Source organism: Bradyrhizobium sp. CCGE-LA001 (assembly GCF_000296215.2).
In the GTDB taxonomy this organism is placed as follows: Bacteria; Pseudomonadota; Alphaproteobacteria; order Rhizobiales; family Xanthobacteraceae; genus Bradyrhizobium.
On record NZ_CP013949.1, the window covers coordinates 5084807 to 5107507 of the forward strand.

Sequence of the window (22701 nt, forward strand, 5' to 3'; positions counted from 1 at the left end):
GCCCACGCATCACGCTCTTGCTCGCCTGTAGGCCCAATGAATGGTGTCGCGCAGAACTCCGACGTAGACGGAGATCAAGCTGCTTTCGGCGATCACGTCGGGAGCAAATCTCAAATCGTAGAGATTGGGATCGACGGGACCAATTCTCATCGGCACGGCGATGATGCCGTCGCGACGCTGGAAAAGGTTGTGCCTCAAAAAGCGTCCAAGCGGCCGGACCTCGCCTACTCTGTCGTCACCGCCGGAAGGTCCTACAACGGCCGCGGCTTGATCTTTGGTCGCATCGGCCGAAACCTCACCATGCGAGAAAGCCCGCCCCCCTCGGGTATCATCCGGCTCGCGGGAGTGGAGCTTCTCTAGCTCGGATTTGACGAGTTTTCCGACCATCGGCACGACCTGTCGTTCGACCTCCCTCGCGACGATTTGAGCGCGCACCGACGACAAGCTTTCCGAACTCGCAAATCGCGAGAGCTCCTCCTCGGAGAGCTGACGAAGATCGGTGCTGCCAGCCGAAAACGGAATCCCATAGTAGCGCTGTTGGAATGAGACAATGTTGTGGTCGAGGAAATCTGTCTCGACCAGGAACGGAACGGAGAAGTGCGTGCTCGACATCAATCGCAGCGGCCGATGGCGAAACGCCGCGACGTGACGCGGCAGCACCGACGAGCCGTCGTAACCGAACTTCACCATGAAGTCCTGAGGGAGTGCCTCGAGCTGACGGACGACGTCCGCCGACAAGGATTGTCGCCATCCGTTGATGCGGCCCTCCCTGAACGTGGGGCTCGAACGACCGGATGCCGCGGCGCAGATATCCCGGGTGATCCCAGGCGCGTGCAATTTGAGCTGCAGCGACCACACCAGTGCCTCGAATGCCTCGTCCGAACCGCCGCCGGCATCACCAACGATCTCTTCAAACGAAATCGGGACGACGTTTCCGCAGTCCAGCCAGGCTGCAAACTCGCCGACCCGATCGCGGATCGAGCCCAGCAGCCATCGATCCTCCATCAGTCGCCCAATGCGTTCCTCGAAGGAGAGATGTCCCAGCAAAACCGACAAAGGACTGTTGCCGTCGATGTGCCAATAATTGGCTTCGGAGACCAATATGTCGAACGGATTGCGGTAGTTGAAGAGTGCGGGCGACCGCATGAAGGGGTGAGCCCGATTGCCAAACGGCGCGCGCTGCAGCTCGTCTCGGAAAAACTCCCGCGTCATGGTATGCGCGTTGCTGTGAAGCAGATAGTACCAATGACCGCCCTTCGGCCGGTCCGGCGCAACGCCCCCAGCGGCATAGCCAAGCGCTTCTGCCAATCTGAAGAGGAGATGCGTGCCTGCCTTGGGTATCGATATCAGGTAGAGCGGCAGGTTTGAATAGTAACGCTCTGTGACCGGAGCGACCAGAGTTGGCGCGCGGCGATCCACATAGCCGAGCAGCGCGGCGCTTACATTCTCTGCATCACCACCCATGAGAAGAGTAGCGTCGCAGGGATCGAACGCGTCGGGCTCGGCCGGAGCCGGAGCCTGGCCGTTCCGTTCCGATACTTGGAAAGCGTCGCCGAATTCTGAAGAAAGAGCCGAGACAATCTTAGCCGACGCATCGTCAAGAAGGTGCGCGGTGACAGTTCGACAGCCCCCGTCCAACAGACCACGGACGGCTCCTATCCAAGAGCTCGCACGGCTCGGCTCGGGAACGAATTGGAGAGAGCGCCCCCGCTGTGGCGCACGGTCGTTTTGCTGCATCGTGTCGGATTAGTCCATATTCAGTTTGCAACGCCATCGCTCAAGGCGACACGCAGGGATTCGTAGGAATCCCGGACGATCGAACCGGGGATGCTGTGCGGATCCCGGTCCGTCAGGTCTATCGGGCCAACGGCCTGCGGAATCGCGCTGAACTGGCCGCGGTGCGAAACGATATTGTACTCGTTCCAACTGCGGATGAGCAGCGGCGGCACGCTGCGGTCAACCTCGAGCGCTTCAGCCGAACCGTCCGCGAAGGCCTGCCGAGCCGCAACCCGCAGTTCATCCGCCATGGCGGCCGTGGCTCGCGGCATCCGCTTTGCCATAGCCGCCGAGACAGCTATCGCTGCCTCGACGCTGGCAGTAGCGCGAGCCTCCGACGAATAATCACCCGCCAACAATTGGTCCAGTACCGCATTCAGTTCTCCAGCCGCGGTCTCAGCCGCTTCCCAGACGGCCATGACGATCCCCTCGTCCGAAAAACCCGAACGCTCGACGCTTGAATGGAGGCGCCATCCGTATCGTCGAAAGGCGAACGCGCTGGCATCGATGTTCGATTTGTTGAAGGCAAAGCCGAACAGATCGAGATCGGCGTGGTCCTCAAACACCTTGCCGCGAGAGACCAGCTCAGCAACGCGCCGTTGAAAAGGCGTGTACCGCGCCTCATCGAGGGGCTCGATGCGGCCATAGCCGAACACTTGCATGGCGTCCTCGAGGCCATGCTCCCTGATGATCTCGAGATGGGCGTTGGTCATCCAATTCTTCCAATCGCCGACCAAGCCCTTGCCACGCCGGTAGTTGTGCTCGTGGTGACCCGTGAGGTTGATGTGATCCAGTCGCTGCCAAATCTGGCCGGCGTGATCGGCCTCGATGACGAGACCCGCTTGCAGCGCAACGCGCCGGATGGTTTCTGCGGAGCGTTCGATCAGATCTTCCCATCTCGTCACATGAAAACGATCCGCGACCGGCAGGAATTCGTCAAAGTAGCCCTTATAGTGACGTACGATACCGGCGAAGAAATCGAGATTGGAAAATTTGAAGAGCGCAAGGTTTTGCCGCATCTCGTCGTTGTCATCGCGCGGATCGACGTAACGCTGAATATACTCGCTGGCCAGCGCGTTGAGAGAGAACAGGGACGAGTTGATGATGCCGATAGGATTGCGCACGGACGCGAATTTGAGAAAATCGTCGTACTGCGCGAGTTCAGTCCACAGTCGCGGATGACTGTGAGAATGAACGATCGCATCGGTCGCCAACACCTCCGCCGGATGGGCAATCACCAGAATGAAGTCGCCCATACCTTTGACGCCAAGATATTTGCGGAAGCACGCGCGGGACGGATCATCCGCCTTCAACCACTTCGGCCCGCCGGCGACAGTTTTGAAATTTCCGTTGTAGATCAACCTATCTCCGACGCCCGCCGCTGCGAACGTGGCTTCAATGGCCGTTGAGATATAGTACTGGGCTTGCCGAACCGCCGTGCTGACCAGTCGCTGCCTGATGCCGTAGCGCACCGGGTCCATCGGCAGGAGTTGCGAAATGACGCTACTCAGCAGCGCAAAGCCGCTTCGCGGTGCTCCCACGACCAGAGGGCGCATATTCCAAAAACCCTAATTTGCGTCGCATTTGCCTAACTCGGGTCAACAAAGTACACATAACGATGTTCTAGAACAATCATGATTGTGCTCTGCGAGCCTCTCGATCAACGCTTCAACGTGATCGTGTTCCGCACCAGCCGCTCATATGTTGCCAGGACACACACATCCGTTCAGCTGCAGGAGCAAGGAACTCTGCGCAACGCGCAGCATGACGGCGGCAGGTCACTTTCAGAGCACGGCCACAGCAGTTCAATCAAGCGGCTGATTTGCCGCGCACGGATTCGGCTCGGTGCTGCTCTGGTCCGCCACGCCTCGCGATGAGGCCAGCCAAGGCTGCCACCCCCAATACGTACATCCACCCCTCGGTGAAGTCTGACAGGTGAGAGTTGAAGATCGACCCGACGAAGTTCTGTGTGACGATCATCAGACCCAGATCCGAGATGTATCCCGAACCAAGGAACATCCGTAGATGAGATGCCCACAACCCGTAGAGGACCAGCACACCCAACAGCCCCCATTGGACTGCCGCGCTCAGCGTCTGATTGTGTGGATTGGCGATGATCTCAGCCGAGGTCCCAGTATGACCAACCGCCGCGGCCTCGAACAAATCCCGTATCGATCCTGTGCCGTGGCCGATCCAAGGCCTCTCGATGACGAAGCCGACAGACTTTCTCCAGAACTCCAATCGTTTTCCAACAGAGGACGGGATATCCGCGTTACGATATTCTTCGAATTGAGTGCTGACGGAGAGAATGCGCGCACGCAAATGAGGCGACGAAAACCAAGAAATCGCGAGTACGAGCACCCCAACAGCGGTCATTGCGAAGACACCCCTGCTTCCGGCATGGCGCCAGGCAACCACGAAAAGCATAAAAGGAATGCAAACCAGTGCTGTTCTCGAAGTCACAACGAACAGCAGATTGGCGGCAAAACCCACCGCGAGCACGGAGGCAAGTATCGCGTATTTCCAGTCCTTGCGCTCGGCCAAGTGCAACGCCGTCAGGATCAATGCCACCAGGCAAGCGGCAAATTCCTGGCTCTGATCGATGTAGTTTCGAACCGGGACGCCATAGTCCTCGCCGCAACATCGTCCCGTCTTCAGCGCCAGGGTCGGCTGGAATACGACCAGCCAGGAATACAGGAGGAGGACGGTGCAGGACACCAGGAACGCGACCAAGATCCATTGGGCACGCTCTGATTTCTGGAAATAGTAAAAGAAGAATGGAAACAACAGCAGCTTGACCAGCGGGCTGAGGCCGCGGACCCCGTCGGCCATTCCCGCCTCTGACCAGGAAATGCCGACGACCGCCAACGCCAGGAACGCGAGAGGAAAGAGCGAGGCAGGCCGACGGAACGAGCGCCTGAAAAGCGGGACGTCCACGCTGCCCAAGACGATCGCCAGCAGCGGAATCAGAAGAATCAGGAAGGCCGACGTCGACCAAGGCAGTGTGGCCGACAGCAAAGCGGCCAATACATCCGCAGCAACGAACCAGTACCGAGATGTCCGAAAGGCCTCAAAGCGCTGTCGTGCAGTCGAAACGCTCAAGATCGAACCCATCGATACCACGTCGCAGCCGCATTGGCCGAGCCCTAGAGGAACCGCGCCCGCTTTGGCGGCACGAGTTGTCCCGTTGCCGGTGGCGTGGACTTACTTGAAATGCCCGTCAAATGCAGCCACAAGACGAACTGGACCACTCGACCATGCGCCGCACCAAGCCTCCATAGCCGATTTTCCATGGCACTGAAAGTTAGCCCCGCAGACTTCCGACCGCCAAGTTCTTGGAGCGCCGGCATCCGCCTCCAGCAGTGATCCTTTTCCCTATCGTCAGGATCGCGCGCGGCGAACTATCTCGACACCTGAATATCAACACAGCAGCCGGTCACCCAGTCTTTCGGTCGCCGGTCAACCAAGGACAGATGGTTAGGTATGACAGACACAAAACATCTGAGCCTTTATATCGGCAACCACGGCAGAACGGACGGAATTGAGGACTATATTACACTGATCGCTGCGATCATGGGAAGGCGCGGGATCAATGTGAAGGTTTCCTCCACTCTCGATCCCGAGGCGATCAATGTCATCATCGACGAATTCACGAATTACGTCGAGAATCGGCGCATCGCAAACTTCAAGACAGCACATCCGCACAGCAAGATGATCTTCGTGTTGACGGAGTTCACCGTCCGCAACTGGGGCGTGACGTCCTTCAACAACTTCGGCGGCCCTCTCGATGCCGCGACTATCGCTTTGTTCGACGTGTACCTGCGGTTCGCTCGCGATGACTTCGGCAAGATTGGAGTTGGAAGCGTTCTACGGCTATTGTGCTATTCCCCGCTATTGGCCATACAGTTATTGCCAGCCATCGCACAGCTAATTCTGCGGATATTCTTCAAGCGCTTCTCGCGCCACCGGGTTAAGTTTCTGCGCAGCAACCACCGCACGATCTACTTTCACATGCGCTACCTTGGCTTGATGGCCTCCCTGCACCACGCAGATGCTGTAATCACCAGCCACGAAAAGGTCTTTGAAGGCATCAACCGCGAAGGTGGGCACCCTCTCGAGCATTTTGGCGTACTGTATGCGGAGCTGGATCCCGAGACAGTGATTGACAAGCTGATGCGGGAAAAGAAGCTCTTCATGGAAATCACAGGCACGGTCACACGGTATCGTCAGAAATGGATTGAACGCATCAATCGTCAGCTGACTACGCTGGGGCTGCAGAATGTGTTTTATTATTGCAAGGCGCTTCCGTTCTCTTTCCTTGCCTCCGACGAGCCAGCTAACCGCGCCGCTTATTCGCTGCATCCGCCACAAACTCGCACCTGGCCCTATTCCAGCCCCACGAGACTCTTTCGTGCCTTGTCAATCGATCACAATTTGCCGGTTCTCACCCATCATTTCCACCAGAATCCGATTGAAGATGTGTGTTTCGAGTTCAAAGGCACGGCTTCGTTCGTCGAGTTGTATGAGATGTTCAATGATCGAAGTCGGCTCAGAAACTTCGTCGAGCCCAAGCTAAAGCGATACAACGAGATTGTAACCGCGCGTAACGATATGCTCGCCCAGCATGTCCGCAAACTCCTGACAGCCGCCGGACGGGCAAGCTGATGCAAGACCAGCGCTACCTCCAGTGGGCCGAGCTCCTCTACCTGCTGACCCTCAAGGAACTGAAGGTACGCTACAAGCGCAGCGTGCTCGGCTATCTCTGGGCGATCGCCAATCCGTTCATCTTTGCATTGGTCTATTGGCTCGCATTCAAATTCATCATGCGCGTGGAGATGGAGAACTACATCGTCTTCATCCTGACCGGCATGTTCCCCTGGGGGTGGCTGAGCCAATCGACAATCCAGGGCACCGGCAGCTTCGCGAACAACCTGTCGCTGGTTCGGCGGGTCAAGCTGCCCAAACTGATTCTGCCTCTGAGCAACGTGATGCAGGAAATGTTTCACTTCATGTTCGCCATTCCCGTCATCTTCTTCTTCATGGCGATCAATGGTGAGCGCATTTACCCGTTAACATTGCTGTGGCAGATGCCTCTGATGCTGACCTTACAGCTGCTCTTCGTGTTTCCGCTAGCCGTCATTGGAGCAGTGCTCAACGTCTACGTCCGGGACATTCAGTATTTGATCGGCATCGCGTTCTCGGCGCTCTTCTTTGCGACGCCGATGGTCTATCCGTTGAGCATGGTGCCGGTCGAATATCAGTTCTATTTCAAGCTGAACCCGATGTACTGGCTCATCGACAGTTGGCGGATCGTCTTTGCCGGCGGTATCCTCCCCTTGGACCATGTTGCGTGCGTGTCCGCCTCCATTGTCGCGTTTTCCTTGATTGCTTGCTGGGTCTATCAACGGCTTGCGATGCGGATTCCAGAGTTGGTCTGATGCCAGTCGTCGCGGTACATGAGGTTTGGAAAACCTACCACAATCACTCGGTGCTCGGCATCAAGGAGCGGCTGGTCGGTAAGCGCGTGGCGGCCCCAGAAGGGCGCTTCGCCCGAAGCTGGGCGTTGCAAGACATCACCTTCAAGGTAGACGCAGGACGATCGCTCGGGATCATTGGGCATAACGGCACCGGCAAAAGCACTTTGCTGAGCTTGCTTCTCGGAACGATCAAAGAGGATAGAGGCACCATCGAGCGCAGTGGACGCATCGGCGCGATGTTGGAACTGGGATCGGGCTGCCATCCCGATCTCACGGGCAGGGAAAACATCTTCTTGAACGGCTCGATTCTCGGCCTTCGGATCAATGAGATCAAACGCAAATTCGATTCGATCGTCGCGTTTTCGGAGCTTGGGCCCGCGATCGAGCTGCCAATGCGGGCCTACTCGGCCGGCATGTCGGCGAGATTGGCTTTCGCGGTTTTGGCACACGCAGACCGGGACGTCTTGTTGATCGACGAGATTCTCGCTGTCGGCGACGCAGCTTTCCAGGCCAAATGCGCAGATTACCTGTCTAACTATACGGCCCGTGGAGGTACATTGATCGTCGCTTCACACGACCTGCAGAATCTGCAAACACTTTGCGTCGAGGGCATTTGGCTGCATGAAGGCAAATTGGTCGAACAGGGACCGATCGCGGCCGTTGCCCGATCGTATCAAGAATCAGTAAGTCCAGCCACAAAGCTCGAGTAGAGGCTTTGGATTGGACTGAATGCATACCGCAGCCCGGCGCATCGACATTCCGGTTGTCTGCATCTTGCTGCGTCGAATAATCGACCTGCAGTTCTCTGGGGAGCAGGCTGCGACGCAATTGCTCGGGCGGAGCCGCTTAAAATATCGGCTTGCAATCAGCCAGATGACTTTGGGCGCAGGCCGGCGCGGTCGATGTCCCGCGCATGGCGGAACTCGGGCGCAAACGGCTTGCATTATCGCTACACTCCCCTCACAAAGTTACGTTTAGGGCGCCATCCCCTCGCGGGAGGCACCAGGATTTGGGACGTAGATGAACAAGCGAATCTCTCTGCTGCTGCCGACTCGCGGCCGGCCTACGCTCGTCGAGCGTTTCCTCCGCAGCGTGGTGGCAGAGAGCACCCATCCCGAACTCATCGAGGTCATCCTGTGCGTCGACGACGATGACATCGGCAGCCACGGGATTACGTTCACCCAACTTTCCCTGAAGACCGTCGTCGTCCCACGCCAAACGATGGGCGCTTACAATTCGATCTGTTTCCAGCATGCTACCGGCGATATCACCATTGCCGTGAATGATGACGTCATCGTCCGAACCAAGGGATGGGACGACAAGGTACGTGAGCTCGATGCTCGTTACCCGGATGGGGTCTACCTGGCCTACGGGAACGATCTGTTCAAAGGGGCCAGTCTCTGCACTTTTCCGATCTTGTCGCGCCGGGCTTGGCTACCACCGGCCGTAGCCTATCCCGTCGAGTACAAGGGCGCCTTCATCGATGTGCATTTGATGGACATCTTCAAGCGCCTGCAGAAACGTGGCCATCAACGGATCATGTACGAGGAGGACCTCGTTTTCGAGCACCTTCATTATCGTAACCATCCCGAAGCGCTGGACGCGACCTATACCGATCGCTCTCGATTTGGAGACGACCTCACCTTCATAGCTCTTCGGGAAGCACGCAGGCTCGAGGCCGACCGATTGGAAGCCTTGCTCGCGAATACGGCCCTCGCGTCCGCCCCGTATCCACGACGAGCGGAAAGCCCATCTCCGGGGCTCGTTTCGATCATCTCGCTCTGCTTGCGCAGCTTCCTGCTTGATTCGGATTTACCGATCAAGTGGAGAGCGTATCTTTTTGCTTGGCTAGTGACAAGATACTATTTCAGCAGAATCTTCAATGTCACCTGAACCGACGCCAATTTAGCCAAAGTTAGCCCACACTTTCGCTAAGGACACCGACCAGGGCGAAAATCCCATCACGCACCAGTGGGAACAATGGGTTTCATGAATGGACCCCGTTCACCGAATCGACCTGAAGCGGCATTCTGACCGAAATTCGCGTCGGGTTGATCGCCTTGTCTTTCACCCCAACTGGTTTCCATATATACGGCGCCCAGAAGTTGGGGACAGCGGATGGACGCACTTTTCGTAACGCCGGACTCGTCAGCAAAGGCCTATCAAGAGCTCGCAAAGACGTTTTCCGCTATCGAACCGCCGACCTGGTCGCTCCTGCTTGCCGAGTCCTGCCGAGCGAAGGGTTTTGAGGTCGGAATTCTCGACGGCGACGCGGAACGTCTGTCATTGCAAAGCACGGTGACGCGCATTCAGGACGCGAAGCCGCGCCTGATCGTGATGGTGTTGTACGGGCAGAATCCGAACTCCGGCACCACGAGCATGATCGGCGCCGTGGAGCTGTCGAACGCGCTCAAGGCCGCCGGCGTCGGGGCTCCCATCTGCTTTGTGGGCTCACACACCAGCGCCCTCCCGAAGGAAGTGCTCGCTTACACCTGCGTCGATATCGTCCTGCTCAATGAGGGCGTCTACGCGCTGCACAACCTGCTTCGCTCCAATCTGAGGAGCGATCTTCGGACCATCAGGGGAATAGGATACAAGATCTCAAATGGGGCCGAGCAAGAGCTCATCTTGAATCCGCCCGAACAGATCGTTCCGCAAGACCGCATGGACGTCGATCTTCCCGGCTATGCCTGGGACCTGCTTCCCTACCGCGAAAGGCCGCTCGATCTCTATCGCGCGCATTTCTGGCATGCCGGGTTCAGCCACGACAAACGAACTCCGTTCGCTGCAATCTACACGTCGCTCGGATGTCAGTTCGCCTGCAATTTCTGCATGATCAACATCGTAAACCGCGTCAATAATGACGATGGGACGGATGCTTCGCATTCACGCGGGATGCGCTTCTGGAGCCCGGAATGGGTCGCACGCGAAATGCGCAAGCTTGCCGATATGGGCGTCAAGACCTTGCGCATCAGCGACGAGATGTTCTTCCTGAACCGAAAATACTACACGCCGATCCTCGATGACTGCATACAGTCAGACTACGGATTCAACATGTGGACCTACTCCCGCATCGATACCGTTCGGGCGAACGTCCTCGACAAATTCAAGCAGGCCGGGGTCAACTGGCTCGCGCTGGGCATCGAAGCCGGCAACCAAATGGTCCGTCAGGAGGTCTCGAAAGGGACGTTCCGGGAAGTCAATATTCGAGACGTCTGCAAGACGATCCGCGACTCTGATATCAACATCATCAGCAACTACATATTCGGCTTCCCGGAAGACACTCAGGAAACGATGCAAGAGACGCTGGCTCTCGCCCTCGAGCTGAACACCGAAATGGCAAATATGTATCCTTGCCAGGCGCTGCCAGGCAGCCCGCTCTACTACACCGCGCGCACGAACGGATGGGAGCTGCCGCAGAAGTTCGAAGAATTTGCTTTCCTTTCGTACGAGAGCGTGCCGATGCGAACGAAGTATCTGTCAGCCGCGGAGGTCCTGAGGTTTCGCGACGAGGCGTGGCAGACCTACTTCCGAGATCCGTCCTATCTCGCACTCGTCGAAAGAAAGTTTGGCACGGCCGAACGTCGCAACGTCGAGCAGATGTCGGAAATCCGGCTCAAGCGGAAATTGCTGGGTGATTGAGCAGTGCCCATCCATGCTAATCCCTTGAGTCCGGTCGAGCCCCACAGACCAGCCGCGCGAGTTCCACAGTGATCATCACCAGGACCCCGTACCGCGTTTCCTTCTTTGGCGGGGGTACAGACTACCCCGCCTGGATCCAGGAACACGGCGGGGCCGTACTCGCGACTGCAATCGACAAATACTGCTACATTACCTGCCGAAGGCTCCCGCCATTTTTCGAGCACAAGCATCGCATCGTCTACTCGATCATCGAGAACGTCTCGAACATCGACCAGATCAAGCATCCGGCGGTACGCGCGACGATGCAGCACGAAGGTGTGGCTGAAGGGCTCGAAATCCATCATGACGGCGACCTTCCCGCCCGATCGGGACTTGGATCGAGCTCCTCCTTCACCGTAGGCTTGCTTCATGCCTTGCAAGCGCTGCGCGGCGCCATGTCGAACAAGGATGCGTTGGCGAAGACTGCGATCCATATCGAGCAGGAATTGCTTCACGAGAACGTCGGTTGCCAGGACCAGATCATCTCCGCCTTCGGCGGCATGAACTATGTCAGATTCCGGGAAGACGGGACATTCGACGTGTCGCCGGTGATCGCTTCGCCCGAACGTAAGGCCGCGCTCAAGTCCCATCTGATGCTCTGCTTCACGGGGTTTTCGCGTTTTTCATCTGATGTAGCGAGATCCCAGCTTGAAAACATGGCAGCCAGTGCCGCCCGACTGAAGCGCATGCGTGCCATGGTGGACGAAGGCCTCGAGATCTTCGTAAACCGCTCGCTCCCGATCGAAGCATTCGGCGAGCTCCTGCATGAAGCCTGGCTCGCCAAGCGAACCTTGTCGAACAAGGTGACGACGGACGAGATCGACGCGATCTATGAAGCCGCGCGCGAGGCCGGAGCGATCGGTGGAAAGCTGCTCGGCGCGGGCGGTGGCGGCTTCATGCTCCTTTTCGCCAAGCCGGAGCGGCACGCGGCGATCCGCGAAAAGCTCAAGGGTCTGATTCACGTGCCGTTCGATTTCGAAGATTCCGGCAGCCGCGTGGTCCTCTATCAACCGAACGGTCTATGAACATGATGACGGAATCGGCTTCCTCCATCGAAATTCGCGGACTTGCATGCACGCGGCCTCACCGCCCCGACCCGAAAGGCGTGCTCCGTGGCGGTCAGTCCGCAGCGATCTCCCCCACCAGAATCGTTCAAGTGAGGCCGTCTCTTGATCAGCAATAGCGTCAACCTGCGCGACAAGGCGAACTGGGTCTGGAGGGAGACCTTGTCGGTGCACCGTCGCGCCCCCGAGACGCGCATCGCGTCCTCACTGTCCTCCATCGAGATTTTCGTCGCCCTGTATTATGGGGGCGTTCTGAATATCGACCCCACCGATCCCCGATGGGATGGACGCGATCGTTGCGTGATCAGCAAGGGACATGGTTCGATCTGCATGTACCCGATCCTGGCGGATCTCGGCTTTTTCCCGGCCGCCGAACTCGATCGCGTCTGCAAGGCCGGCGGCATTCTGGGCGGGATTCCCGATCCCATCATTCCCGGCTACGAAACCGTCAATGGGTCTCTGGGCCATGGCCTCGGTGTCGGAGCGGGAATGGCGCTGGGGCTGAAGCGCGGCGGCGCGAAGCAGCGCGTCTTCGTGGTCTGCGGAGACGGCGAACTGCATGAAGGCGCCAATTGGGAAGCCATCATGTTTGCATCCCAGCATGAGCTCGACAATCTTCACCTCATCGTCGACAACAACAGCATTGCGATGCTCGGCTTCACCGACGACATCGTTTCCCACGCCGGGCTCGTGAAGCGGCTCGAGGCATTCGGCTGGCAATGCGTCGAGGTCGATGGTCACGACGTGCTGGCCGTACAAGAACAGCTGTTGAGCCTGAAGGCGATCAACAACCGGCGACCGAAGGCGCTCGTCGCACGAACGCTGAAAGGACGCGGCGTTCCCGGCCTGGAGAATGAGGCTCTTTCTCACATCCTGGCGCCGAAAGCTGAACTTCTCGACGAACTCCTGAAGGCCTCCGATGAGCGTTAAACCGCGAGCGATGCGCGATGCGCTGTTGGATCAAATACATCGGGCCATGGCCCATGATCCGAAGATTTTCTTCGTCTCGGCCGACTTTGGGTCTCCGGTGCTGGATCGCATTCGCGCCGACCATCCCGCGAGGTTCGTGAATGTCGGCGTAGCCGAGCAAAATCTGATCAACATCTCCTCGGGACTTGCGCTCGAAGGCTACAAGGTCTTCGCCTACGCCATCGCCCCTTTCATCACGATGCGGTGCTTCGAGCAGATCAGGGTGAGCCTGGCTCTCTTGTCCGAGGTCCGCCCGATGAACGTCAATCTGATCGGCGTCGGCGCAGGTTACAGCTATGTCGTCTCCGGCCCGACGCACCAGTGTTACGAAGACATCACGCTGATGCGCGGGCTACCGAACTTCCAGGTGCTCTCGCCATCCGATCACATCACCACTGAAAACCTCTTCGGAATTTGTGCCGGCACGATCGGCCCCAAATATCTCCGTCTCGATGCTCAGGTGTTGCCCGTCCTGTACCCGGACGGCCCGCCGGATGTCACCAAGGGATTTCACGTTCACCGCCGCGGCCGGAAGATCTGTCTTGTCGCCACGGGTTACATGGTCCACACGGCATTCATCGTCGCCGACCGGCTACGCGAAGCCGGAATTGATATCGGCCTCGTCGACCTGTTCGACCTTGCCCGCTTTTCCGCGAAGGCTCTGCACGACGAGCTGTCGCCGTACCAGACCATCGTCAGCATGGAAGAGGGATTCGCCGGCCGCGGCGGCCTCGACGCCCTGCTCTACAATTTCCTCGGACATGGCGCGCTCGACGCCAAGCTGCTCAACGTCGGCGTCGAAGGCGGCTATCGCTTCGAGCTCGGATCGCGTGCGGAATTGCATGAGCAAGTCGGCATAGGCCCCGACGTGGTGACCAAGCGCCTGCTGCAGATTTCGGCTTCATCCTCCAAGACTCTCCCTCCCCTGAACGGTGGTCGCCCGCAATGAAATTCCCCCTGATGCGCAACAATATCGCGCGCGAAGATCTGGACGCTCTCATCGAGCACTTGAAGCAGGACGACCCGATCCTCACCAACGGTCCGAACGTCCGCGCGTTCGAGCAGGAATGGAACGAATGGCTGGGCACCAAGTACAGCGTCCTCGTCAACTCCGGCGCCTCTGCCAATCTCCTGACGATGGCCATTCTCAAGATCCGCCATCCCGAGGGTGGCGAGGTGATCGTGCCGCCGCTCACGTGGATTTCGGACGTCGCGTCGGTGATCCAGAACGGCTTCACGCCGGTGTTTGTCGACATTGATCCGACGACCCTGGCGATGGATGCAACGAAGATCATCGATGCCATCACCAAACGGACACGCGCCGTATTTCTGACCCATGTGCAGGGCTTCGACGGATTGACCGACGAGTTGATCCAGCATCTCGAGAAAGCCGGAATTCCGCTGATCGAAGACGTTTGCGAATCTCACGGCGCGACGCATCGCGGCAAGAAGCTCGGCAGCTTCGGCTGGATATCGAATTTCTCCTTTTATTATGCCCACCACATGACGACCATCGAAGGCGGCATGATCTGCACCAACGATCATGCGGCCTATCAAGCGGCACGCATGCTGCGGTCCCACGGCATGGTGCGAGAAGCCAACGATCCGGCCATCAAGGAGTCCTACGTTGCGGCTCACCCGGATCTGAATCCCGATTTCATCTTTGCTCACGCCGCCTATAACGTGCGCAATACGGAGATCGGGGGCATCCTCGGCCGGCGGCAGCTTCCTCGGCTCGACGCCAACGTAGAACTCCGGACAGCGAACTTCCTTCGTTTCCTGTCGCGCATCAACCCCGACAAGTTCCGTACGGATTTCAAGACAGAGGGCTCCAGCAACTACGCCTTTAATCTGGTGCTGCGTCAGCCCGATATGGACCTCGCCGAACGTCTGATGTCGGCCATGCGCGCCGCCGGCATCGAGTTTCGCAGAGGCAGCGCCGGCGGAGGCAATCAACTCCGTCAGCCGTATCTGAAATCATTCGTCCCGGCCGAACATTACAAGAAATTCCCGCAAACCGACCACATCCACTTCTTCGGCTTCTACATCGGCAATTTTCCCGACCTCAGAATTGATGAGGTCGATGAGATTTGCGCCATCCTCAACGCGGTGAACTGAGATCAACAGCCATGCAGGCAATCCTGGCGGTCGACAAGAATAGGCGTCTCCACGCCGCGGTTTCCGACTTGCCCCACGAGCAGTGTCGCGCAGCCGGCCTATCGGGATCCGGTTCTTGCCCCGTCGGAGTGCCGATATGACCGCCGCGAGAGCAGCCCTGCTGACGAGACTGACGGCCTCGATCGAGGCGAAGCGAGCGCTCCTATCGGATCTGGACCGGATTGCCGCATTCGAAGCAATTGCCGATGTCGTCGTCGCTACGTACAAGTCCGGCGGGCGTCTCTATATCGCGGGCAATGGCGGATCTGCGGCGGATGCCCAGCACCTGGCTGCCGAGTTCGTCAGCAAACTCGCCCGAGATCGCGCGCCGTTGGCAGCGGAGGCACTGACCGTCGATACGTCGATCCTGACCGCGATCGGGAACGACTATGGGTTCGATGCGGTCTTCTCCCGCCAGATCGAGGGAAAGATGACAGCCAAGGACATCTTTCTCGGAATAACCACATCCGGCAATTCAAGGAACATTCTCGAAGCGCTGCGCACTTGCCGCAAGCTGAACATCCGTACGATCATCTTCTCGGGCGGCAATGGCGGCCTCGCTGCCGAGGAAGCCGACCATTGCTTGCTCGCACCCAGCGAGGTGACCAGCACCATCCAAGAAATGCACATCATCTTTGCGCACGCACTCTGTGAATGCGTAGAGAATGCCATGTTTCCGGTCCGATCCACGTGACGCACGCTGTAGACGCGAACTCAGGCCATTCATAACAAGGGAAGCCCCCCAATATGAGCTACAACATTCTCGTGACTGGCGGCGCCGGTTATATCGGATCAACCCTGGTTCCCCGACTGTTGGACGCTGGCCACAAAGTGACCGTGCTGGACAATTTCATGTTCAAGCAGTCCAGTCTCAACCAGTGCTGCCATCACGAAGGCTTCAGCGTGGTTCAGGGTGACATCCGCAGCGAACAGACCATGCAGCCGCTCCTGAAGAAGGCCGACGTCATTTTTCCTCTCGCGGCTCTGGTCGGAGCTCCGCTGTGCAGCCGGGATCCCATTGGAGCCAAGACGACCAATCACGACGCCATAACGATGATGTTGAAGCATGTGTCGCGCAATCAGCGGATCATCATGCCGACCACGAACAGCGCCTACGGCTCCGGCGACGAGAACAACTATTGCACGGAAGACTCTCCGCTGCGCCCGATCTCGCAATATGCGATCGACAAGGTGGCCGTTGAAAAAGAGCTGATGGAGCATCCGAACGTCATCAGCTTCCGGCTGGCTACGGTGTTCGGAATGTCCCCCCGCATGCGTCTCGACCTGCTGGTCAACGACTTCGTCTACCGCGCGGCAAACGACCGTTTCGTCGTCCTCTTCGAGGGACATTTCAAGCGCAACTATATTCATGTCCGCGACGTCGCGCGGGTCTTCGAGCACGGGCTTGAAAACTTCGAGAGCATGAAGGGCCAGATCTTCAATGTTGGTCTTTCAGACGCGAACGTGTCCAAGAAGGAACTCTGCGAACACATCCAGAAATTCGTCCCTGAGTTTTGTTTTGTGGACGCCGAGGTGGGTCGCGACCCCGACCAGCGCAACTACATCGTCTCCAACGCGAAGGTCGAGAAGACCGGATATCGCCCCAATGTTTCGCTGGATGATGGCATCCAGGAACTGCTGAAGGGGTTCGTCATGATCAAGAACAGCATCTATGCGAATGTTTGACCATCGACCGGTGGGCTGGTCATCGATCCTGGCTTGCCCGCCCGAGGTGGTCTAGACGTCAGCGAGGGAACGCCGATGGCGAACGTGCCGTTTGAGTTGAAGGGAAAGAGCGTTTTTGTCGCTGGCCACCGGGGAATGGTCGGCGGCGCGCTTGTCCGCCGGCTCGAGCAGGAAGATGTTCGACTGGTGACCATCGAGCGAAAGGAGCTCGATCTGCGGGACCAATCAGCGGTCTTCGCCTGGTTCTCCAAAGCGCGCCCCCAGGTGATATTTCTAGCCGCGGCCAAGGTCGGCGGAATCGTTGCCAACAATACTCTGCGCGCCGAATTCATCTACGACAACATCGCCATTGCCGCGAACATCGTTCATGCCGCGCATCTGAACGCCACGGAAAAGCTCATGTTCCTGGGCTCCTCCTGCATCTATCCGAGGCTCGCCGCCCAACCGATGCGCGAAGATTCGGTACTGACAGGAGCGCTCGAGCCGACGAATGAGCCCTATGCGATAGCGAAGATCGCCGGCCTCAAGATGGTGGTGGCTTATCGAAGCCAATACGGCTCTGATTTCATCAGCGTCATGCCGACCAATCTCTATGGCCCCGGTGACAACTACCATCCCGAGCACAGCCATGTGATGGCCGGCTTGATACGCCGCTTTCACGAAGCCAAGCTATCCGGCGCAGCACGCGTGGCCGTCTGGGGGACGGGTGCACCGAAGCGTGAATTTCTATACGTTGACGACATGGCGGATGCTTGCGTGCGCCTGATCAAGACCTATTCGAGCTCCGAACTCGTCAACATCGGCACCGGTGAGGAGGTCACCATCGGTCAACTTGCCCGCCAGATCGCGGACACCGTCGGCTATCGCGGCGAGATCGTCTTCGACACGTCGCGTCCCGACGGCTCGCCGCGCAAGCTGCTCGATACGAGTCGGATGGCCGAGCTGGGATGGCAGGCGCGAACGCCGCTCAAGGAGGGTCTCAAGCTGGCTTACGCGGCTTATTTGTCGGAACAAACAGCCTAGCAGGCGAAGGCCTGCCCTCGCCTGAACCAATTAATCCTGCTCGAGGCGCTTGGGCTCCGCGCGAAAATCGAGCAGCACGATCCAGAAGCAAACCAGCGCGATGACGAGGAGGATGAAACTGCCCTCGAATGGCGCCCCGAGAAGCGAGATCAGGGACGGAAAGGCGAGGCCGACGGTGAGAATGCCGGCGAGTGCCATGGCCGGCAGGTCGACCACGAGGATCGCGGCATAGAGCGCGAGCTCGAAGAAGGCATACTCCTTGAGGCGCGGCGAGCTGAGATAGAGCGCGAACATCGCCAGCACCGTGATGCGCATGGCGACGCGGGGATGATCCATCAGCCAGCGGTCGAGGCGCATCGGAAGCGATCCCCCCTCCCCCTCCGGCCGGCTGCCGACCGCGCGCAGGACGGACAGGGCGAACGGCACCAGCACGAGCGCGAGTGCGGCGAGCGCATAGGCCGCGAACAGCGCGGGCTTCCCGCCACCGAGCCCAACATGGTCCATGACGCTCAGCACCAGCAGCAGCAATGACGGATTGGCCTCCAGGAGATCGACAACATGCTGGTCGGGGATCTGCCCCGCCATCGCGAGCTGCCAGCTTGCGAACAGATCAGGATACAGCAGCTTCGATAACAGGATCGGGACGCCAAAGCTGAAGGCCGCCACTGCGATCAAAGCCAGCTTGCGGCCGCGCGGCAGCGGCAGGAAATAGAGCGCCGCGAGCACCGGGAAGAACACCAGCTTGAACGAGGTGACGAGGCCGAGCAGCGCGGCGCCGGCGAGGCGCCACGAGAAGCCCTGATCTTTCGAGGCTTCCGATGGAAGCGGCCGAAGCAAGAGCTTTAGCGCGATCGCGGTCAGCAAACCGCTCAGGATCGCAAAATTCCCAGATGCCACCACCCATTCGAAGCCGACGAAAGCGCCGAGCGCGCAGAGCACCCGGAGCGCAACATCGCGCGCCCTCGAAGGCGCTCGGCCAAGGCCAGGCAAGAGCAGCCCGCAGAGCACGGCGAGGACGACAAAGATGCCTCTGTAATGCTTGACTAGAGCGCCGCCGGCGCAGAGGGGGCGGAAGACGTCCAGCGTTACCGGCAGATAGGGATAAGAGAGCTTGGTGCCCTTCAGGTTCTTGACGAAGTAGGGATCCCGGCCCTCGACATGCGCCTCGACCGCTGCGCAATTGACCCGGGCGTCCCAGCCATATTTCAGATCGAGCGTGGCGTCGTTGGCGAGGTTGCCGAGCACCAGCAGCGCCGTCAGCGCGATCAGGCAGGCAAGCCAGACGTTCCGCCGTGCAGCCGCCGAAGGTGCCAGCCAACGTGCAGCATCTGTCATGTCGGACACTGGCAAATACCCTGTTTGGCTGGTTTCTCTGGGCCGGTGCGGCGCCTCATCGTCTCAGCCATACTGTGAACAGGATGCGTTTCGGTTTCATCCTGCCCGGTCGGAAAGGCCGCACCGGCCGCCGATCTTTGAAAAGCATGGTGAATCACTCGTTTCCAGCCAGGGCAATTGCCCGAGCTGCGGGGCGCTGGCCGGCAAGGAGCGGTGATATCTCACCAATTCTTGTTCGCCCCGGCCTCGCCTGACAGCCATCTCGAAACGGGGGTTGTGCAATGCAGCATCGGAAGAGATAAAAACCTCGATTTCAAAGGTGAGCTTCCTTGTCCGACGTCAATGCCGACGATTGGGTGTCCTCCGGACACCGTCCCATGGGTTTTCCCGAATTCGTCATCGTGATCGCGTCCATCATGGCGCTGAACCCGCTTGCGATGGACATGATGCTGCCGGCGCTGCCCAATATCGGCACCGCCTTCAAGATTCCCGTCGCCAACCATCTTCAGCTGGTGCTGTCGACCTTCCTGATCGGCTTCGGCGCGGGGCAGTTCATCATGGGCCCATTGTCGGACCGGTTCGGCCGCCGTCCCGTCTTGCTCGGCGGCATGACGGTCTATGCGGTCGCGAGCGTGCTCGCGATCGCAGCCCCCACGTTCGAAACGCTGCTGTTGGCTCGTGCGCTGCAGGGTTTTGGCACCGCGGCGACGCGGGTGATCGCGACCTCGATTGTTCGCGACTGCTATGTCGGCCGCCGCATGGCCAGCGTGATGTCGCTCGCGATGATGGTGTTCATCGCAGTGCCGGTAGTCGCCCCGTCCTTCGGACAAGCAGTGCTTCTGGTGTCGCAATGGCGCGGCATCTTCGTCGTGCTGACGCTGTACGGTCTGCTCGCGCTCGCATGGAGCGTGCTGCGCCTGCCGGAAACCCTGCCCGAGTCCGAGCGCCGCTCGCTGGCGCTTGGCGACGTGCTCGCGGCTTTCCGGCAGACCGTGACCCACCGACAGACCATCGGTTACGCGATTGCCGCGGGGAGTGTCATGGGCGCGTTGTTCGCCTTTGTGTTCTCGGCGCAGCAGGTCTTCACCGGCATCTACCATCTTGGCCATTATTTCCCCCTGGCCTTTGCGGCAATCGCCGCAGGCGTTGCCATCGCGGGCTTCCTCAACGCCAAGCTGGTCGGGCGGCTCGGCATGCGCGTGATCTCGCACGGCGCGCTGACGCTCTACACCGCGGTCGCCGGCGTCATGCTGATGACCGAAATTCTCGGCGTGCTGCCGCTGTCGCTGTTCATGGTGCTCTCCGCCCTGATGATGTTCTCGTTCGGCATGATGGTCGCCAACTTCACCGCGCTCGCGATGGAGCCGCAGGGCCACATCGCCGGCACCGCCTCCTCGCTCTACGGCTCGATCACGACGCTGATCGGAATCGTGGTCGGCATGGCGATCGGCCAGAGCTTCGACGGCACGCTGCTGCCGTTCTCGGTCGGCTTCTTCCTGTCGACGCTCGCCGCGCTCGCGATCGTACTGGTGGTGGAGAAAGGGCGGCTGTTCAAGCCGCATCATCGCCCGACCGCCTGAGGAACCAGCGGGCCAGCTCGATGTTGTACTGCAGCAAATCGAAAGGCCGCGGTATGGAACTGGAACACCACAACGACGATCGGGACGCGGAACCGCAGCAGCTGGAGCAGTCCGAGCCGGCCGAACGGACGGCGTTCACGCCGCCTTTCGTCAGCGAGGGGCTCGAGCGGCTGCGCGACAGCTACTGCTGAGCACGACTGCTAATCCAGCGCCCGCCTGCTGGCGCTGAAATCATCAGCTGCGCTTTCGGCAACCGCATCGCTCCGGCGCGGCGGCACCATCAGCACGACCACGATCCGCGTCACACCAGGCCTACCTGCCAGCGAAGCCTGCACGGTGAACTCACGCCTGACGAGGGATCCGGCCCGCGCCGACACCCAGTCCATCCATCGATTGCAATAATCCTGGCCCCGGAAGCAGAGTGCTGCCCAACCCCGGTCCAGCGACTGCTGCAACGAACCCAAGCTGCGTTGATAGTCGAATGCTCGTTCATGGTGCGGATGGTCGGAACTATAGAAGGCCATGGCAAAGGCCAGCGGATCATCGCCGCTCACGATGCTGAGCGGCTTGTCCGTCAGCTCGCGCCATTCGCGCGTCAATTTGCTGGCCGCCTCTGCATAAAATTCGCGCCCTTCCTCGTAGCCGTGACCGTTGCGGTAGGCGGCATGGACGGGCGCGGCGACCAGCACGGCGGCGAGCGCGACGCCGGCCGTGATCACGGTGAGATTGACGGTATAGAAGCGTTCGATCGGGTAGCTCGCGCCGCAGACCACGAGAACGGCGAACAGGAACAGCCCCTGCAACGCCCATAGCGAGGGCAGATCCGTGCCCATCACCAGCGACGTCGAGACCGGCAGCATGATCGTGCCGATCGTCACGTAGAACAGAAGCCGCAATCCCGGACTCATGGCGGCGAAGTCGGCCGGAAACTGCTGCAAGCGCGTCCCGGCGATGAACATCCAGAGCATGGCCGGAACGCTCATCGCCGCCGCGAGCCCGAGCACGAAATTCTTCGCCTCGCCGAGGGACATCGTTGCATAGCTGCCTGCGTGCACCAGTGCGTAGACGAAGGTCGATGCTCCCGTCGTCGCGAGCCAATGGATGTGCGGTGACAGCGCCGCGAGCCCGACGACGATCGAGATCCAGGGCGAAGCCGAGGTGAAATAGGCGCGCCGTGCTGGGTGGGCCAGCGCTGCAAATGCGAAACTCGCCACGAGAAAGATCGAATAATATTTGCCCAGCATTGCCAGCGCCGTCGTGCATCCCGCCGCGACGGCCCAAGATGCGGCGCGCGTCTCGAAGGCGCGGAGGAAGCACCAGGTTGCCAGCGGCCAGGTCGCGAGCAGCACCGCATTGGCATTGAAGCGCTGGGCATGGAATTGATAGGCCGGCGTCAGCATCAGCAGCAAAAGCACCAGCACGCGCTTGTGCCCCGTCACGAATTGCCGCGCGATACGATCGACGAACACCAGCGCAAGCCCGGCATTGGCCATTGCCATCAATTGCAGCGACCAGTCGGTGGACGGGAAGATCGCGGTCCAGGCGGCGACGATCCAGCCGCTCAACGGCGGATGCTTGTGATAGCCCCACTCGAAATGCCGGCCCAGCGTCCAGGCCTCGAGCGTATCAGGGTGGAGGCCGCCGCCGGCATAGGCGACGACCAGATAGAGTGTCCAGATCGCGACGAAGCAGCCGATGAGAAGCGGCACCGCCCAGCCCGCCTCGACACCATCGAGCCAACGCAGGAAAGGCCGCCGCCATTGCGCCGGCGCGCGATCCGACCTTTCGGCCATCGCCTCGAATGCAAAATCGATCGGCACGGGAATCAAATAAGGAAAGAGAAGCGAAAGGACGCCACATCTATTTCAACAGAGAAGCAAATGGCAATGCTTGGAAACTGGAAGAGTTAAAGTCATCCACCATCCCGACCGGCCGAGGACAGACAAAAAGAAA

Annotated in this window: 19 protein-coding genes; 14 read left to right on the forward strand and 5 right to left on the reverse strand. The window is 59.4% G+C overall.

The genetic code is table 11. The features are described 5' to 3' along the window. Nucleotides 1–9 precede the first annotated feature (9 nt). The 3 genes from BCCGELA001_RS23780 to BCCGELA001_RS23790 form a co-directional block, all read right to left on the reverse strand. Nucleotides 10–1638: a hypothetical protein gene (locus BCCGELA001_RS23780; protein WP_144441436.1), complete on the reverse strand. Its 1629-nt coding sequence runs from the start codon at nucleotides 1636–1638 to the stop codon at nucleotides 10–12. A gap of 119 nt (nucleotides 1639–1757) precedes the next feature. Beyond that, entirely contained in the window at nucleotides 1758–3332 is a 1575-nt protein-coding gene (locus BCCGELA001_RS23785; RefSeq protein ID WP_060736450.1) for a sulfotransferase domain-containing protein, read from the reverse strand. Between the two features lie 253 nt (nucleotides 3333–3585). After that, a complete protein-coding gene (locus tag BCCGELA001_RS23790) occupies nucleotides 3586–4890 on the reverse strand; it encodes an O-antigen ligase family protein (RefSeq protein ID WP_060736451.1) in 1305 nt (434 codons plus the stop codon). A gap of 369 nt (nucleotides 4891–5259) precedes the next feature. Between BCCGELA001_RS23790 and BCCGELA001_RS23795 the strand changes: the two genes are divergently transcribed. The 12 genes from BCCGELA001_RS23795 to BCCGELA001_RS23850 all read left to right on the forward strand — a co-directional run bounded on the left by BCCGELA001_RS23795 (nucleotide 5260) and on the right by BCCGELA001_RS23850 (nucleotide 17833). Beyond that, nucleotides 5260–6441 carry a hypothetical protein gene (locus tag BCCGELA001_RS23795; protein WP_008562861.1) on the forward strand — a complete coding sequence of 394 codons (1182 nt, stop codon included), beginning with the start codon at nucleotides 5260–5262 and terminating at the stop codon, nucleotides 6439–6441. Beyond that, a complete protein-coding gene (locus BCCGELA001_RS23800) occupies nucleotides 6441–7214 on the forward strand; it encodes an ABC transporter permease (RefSeq protein WP_008562864.1) in 774 nt (257 codons plus the stop codon). Before BCCGELA001_RS23795 ends, BCCGELA001_RS23800 begins: the two co-directional genes overlap by 1 nt. Further along, complete coding sequence (locus BCCGELA001_RS23805; RefSeq protein WP_008562867.1) at nucleotides 7214–7963, forward strand: ABC transporter ATP-binding protein; 750 nt, start codon at nucleotides 7214–7216, stop codon at nucleotides 7961–7963. Before BCCGELA001_RS23800 ends, BCCGELA001_RS23805 begins: the two co-directional genes overlap by 1 nt. Nucleotides 7964–8273: 310 nt before the next feature. Next, nucleotides 8274–9146, forward strand: a complete 873-nt coding sequence (locus BCCGELA001_RS23810; protein ID WP_008562870.1) for a glycosyltransferase family 2 protein — start codon at nucleotides 8274–8276, stop codon at nucleotides 9144–9146. 225 nt (nucleotides 9147–9371) lie between these two features. After that, nucleotides 9372–10895 carry a B12-binding domain-containing radical SAM protein gene (locus BCCGELA001_RS23815; protein ID WP_008562871.1) on the forward strand — a complete coding sequence of 508 codons (1524 nt, stop codon included), beginning with the start codon at nucleotides 9372–9374 and terminating at the stop codon, nucleotides 10893–10895. A gap of 68 nt (nucleotides 10896–10963) precedes the next feature. Continuing rightward, nucleotides 10964–11959, forward strand: coding sequence for a GHMP family kinase ATP-binding protein (locus BCCGELA001_RS23820; protein ID WP_008562874.1), 996 nt, complete (start codon nucleotides 10964–10966; stop codon nucleotides 11957–11959). A gap of 144 nt (nucleotides 11960–12103) precedes the next feature. Beyond that, nucleotides 12104–12928 carry a transketolase gene (locus BCCGELA001_RS23825; protein ID WP_008562876.1) on the forward strand — a complete coding sequence of 275 codons (825 nt, stop codon included), beginning with the start codon at nucleotides 12104–12106 and terminating at the stop codon, nucleotides 12926–12928. Beyond that, complete coding sequence (locus BCCGELA001_RS23830; protein WP_060736452.1) at nucleotides 12918–13916, forward strand: transketolase family protein; 999 nt, start codon at nucleotides 12918–12920, stop codon at nucleotides 13914–13916. Before BCCGELA001_RS23825 ends, BCCGELA001_RS23830 begins: the two co-directional genes overlap by 11 nt. Next, a complete protein-coding gene (locus tag BCCGELA001_RS23835) occupies nucleotides 13913–15085 on the forward strand; it encodes a DegT/DnrJ/EryC1/StrS family aminotransferase (protein ID WP_008562882.1) in 1173 nt (390 codons plus the stop codon). Before BCCGELA001_RS23830 ends, BCCGELA001_RS23835 begins: the two co-directional genes overlap by 4 nt. Nucleotides 15086–15221: 136 nt before the next feature. Beyond that, nucleotides 15222–15818 carry a D-sedoheptulose-7-phosphate isomerase gene (locus tag BCCGELA001_RS23840; RefSeq protein WP_008562884.1) on the forward strand — a complete coding sequence of 199 codons (597 nt, stop codon included), beginning with the start codon at nucleotides 15222–15224 and terminating at the stop codon, nucleotides 15816–15818. A 53-nt stretch (nucleotides 15819–15871) separates the two neighbouring features. Further along, nucleotides 15872–16810, forward strand: coding sequence for an NAD-dependent epimerase/dehydratase family protein (locus BCCGELA001_RS23845; protein WP_008562888.1), 939 nt, complete (start codon nucleotides 15872–15874; stop codon nucleotides 16808–16810). Between the two features lie 75 nt (nucleotides 16811–16885). Then, nucleotides 16886–17833 carry a GDP-L-fucose synthase family protein gene (locus BCCGELA001_RS23850; protein ID WP_060736454.1) on the forward strand — a complete coding sequence of 316 codons (948 nt, stop codon included), beginning with the start codon at nucleotides 16886–16888 and terminating at the stop codon, nucleotides 17831–17833. Nucleotides 17834–17863: 30 nt separating this feature from the next. Here BCCGELA001_RS23850 and BCCGELA001_RS23855 read toward each other — a convergent pair whose 3' ends face one another. Next, entirely contained in the window at nucleotides 17864–19168 is a 1305-nt protein-coding gene (locus tag BCCGELA001_RS23855; protein WP_236840745.1) for a hypothetical protein, read from the reverse strand. 329 nt (nucleotides 19169–19497) lie between these two features. Here BCCGELA001_RS23855 and BCCGELA001_RS23860 point away from each other — a divergent pair, with 329 nt between their 5' ends. Beyond that, the gene (locus BCCGELA001_RS23860) at nucleotides 19498–20748 is read left to right on the forward strand and encodes a multidrug effflux MFS transporter (protein WP_060736456.1); all 1251 of its coding nucleotides are present in this window, start codon (nucleotides 19498–19500) and stop codon (nucleotides 20746–20748) included. Between the two features lie 53 nt (nucleotides 20749–20801). Continuing rightward, the gene (locus BCCGELA001_RS38470; protein ID WP_193409735.1) at nucleotides 20802–20939 is read left to right on the forward strand and encodes a hypothetical protein; all 138 of its coding nucleotides are present in this window, start codon (nucleotides 20802–20804) and stop codon (nucleotides 20937–20939) included. 9 nt (nucleotides 20940–20948) lie between these two features. On the opposite strand, the gene BCCGELA001_RS23865 is transcribed toward BCCGELA001_RS38470, so the two are convergent. Continuing rightward, nucleotides 20949–22541 carry a glycosyltransferase family 39 protein gene (locus tag BCCGELA001_RS23865; protein ID WP_083543522.1) on the reverse strand — a complete coding sequence of 531 codons (1593 nt, stop codon included), beginning with the start codon at nucleotides 22539–22541 and terminating at the stop codon, nucleotides 20949–20951. Nucleotides 22542–22701: the final 160 nt, after the last annotated feature.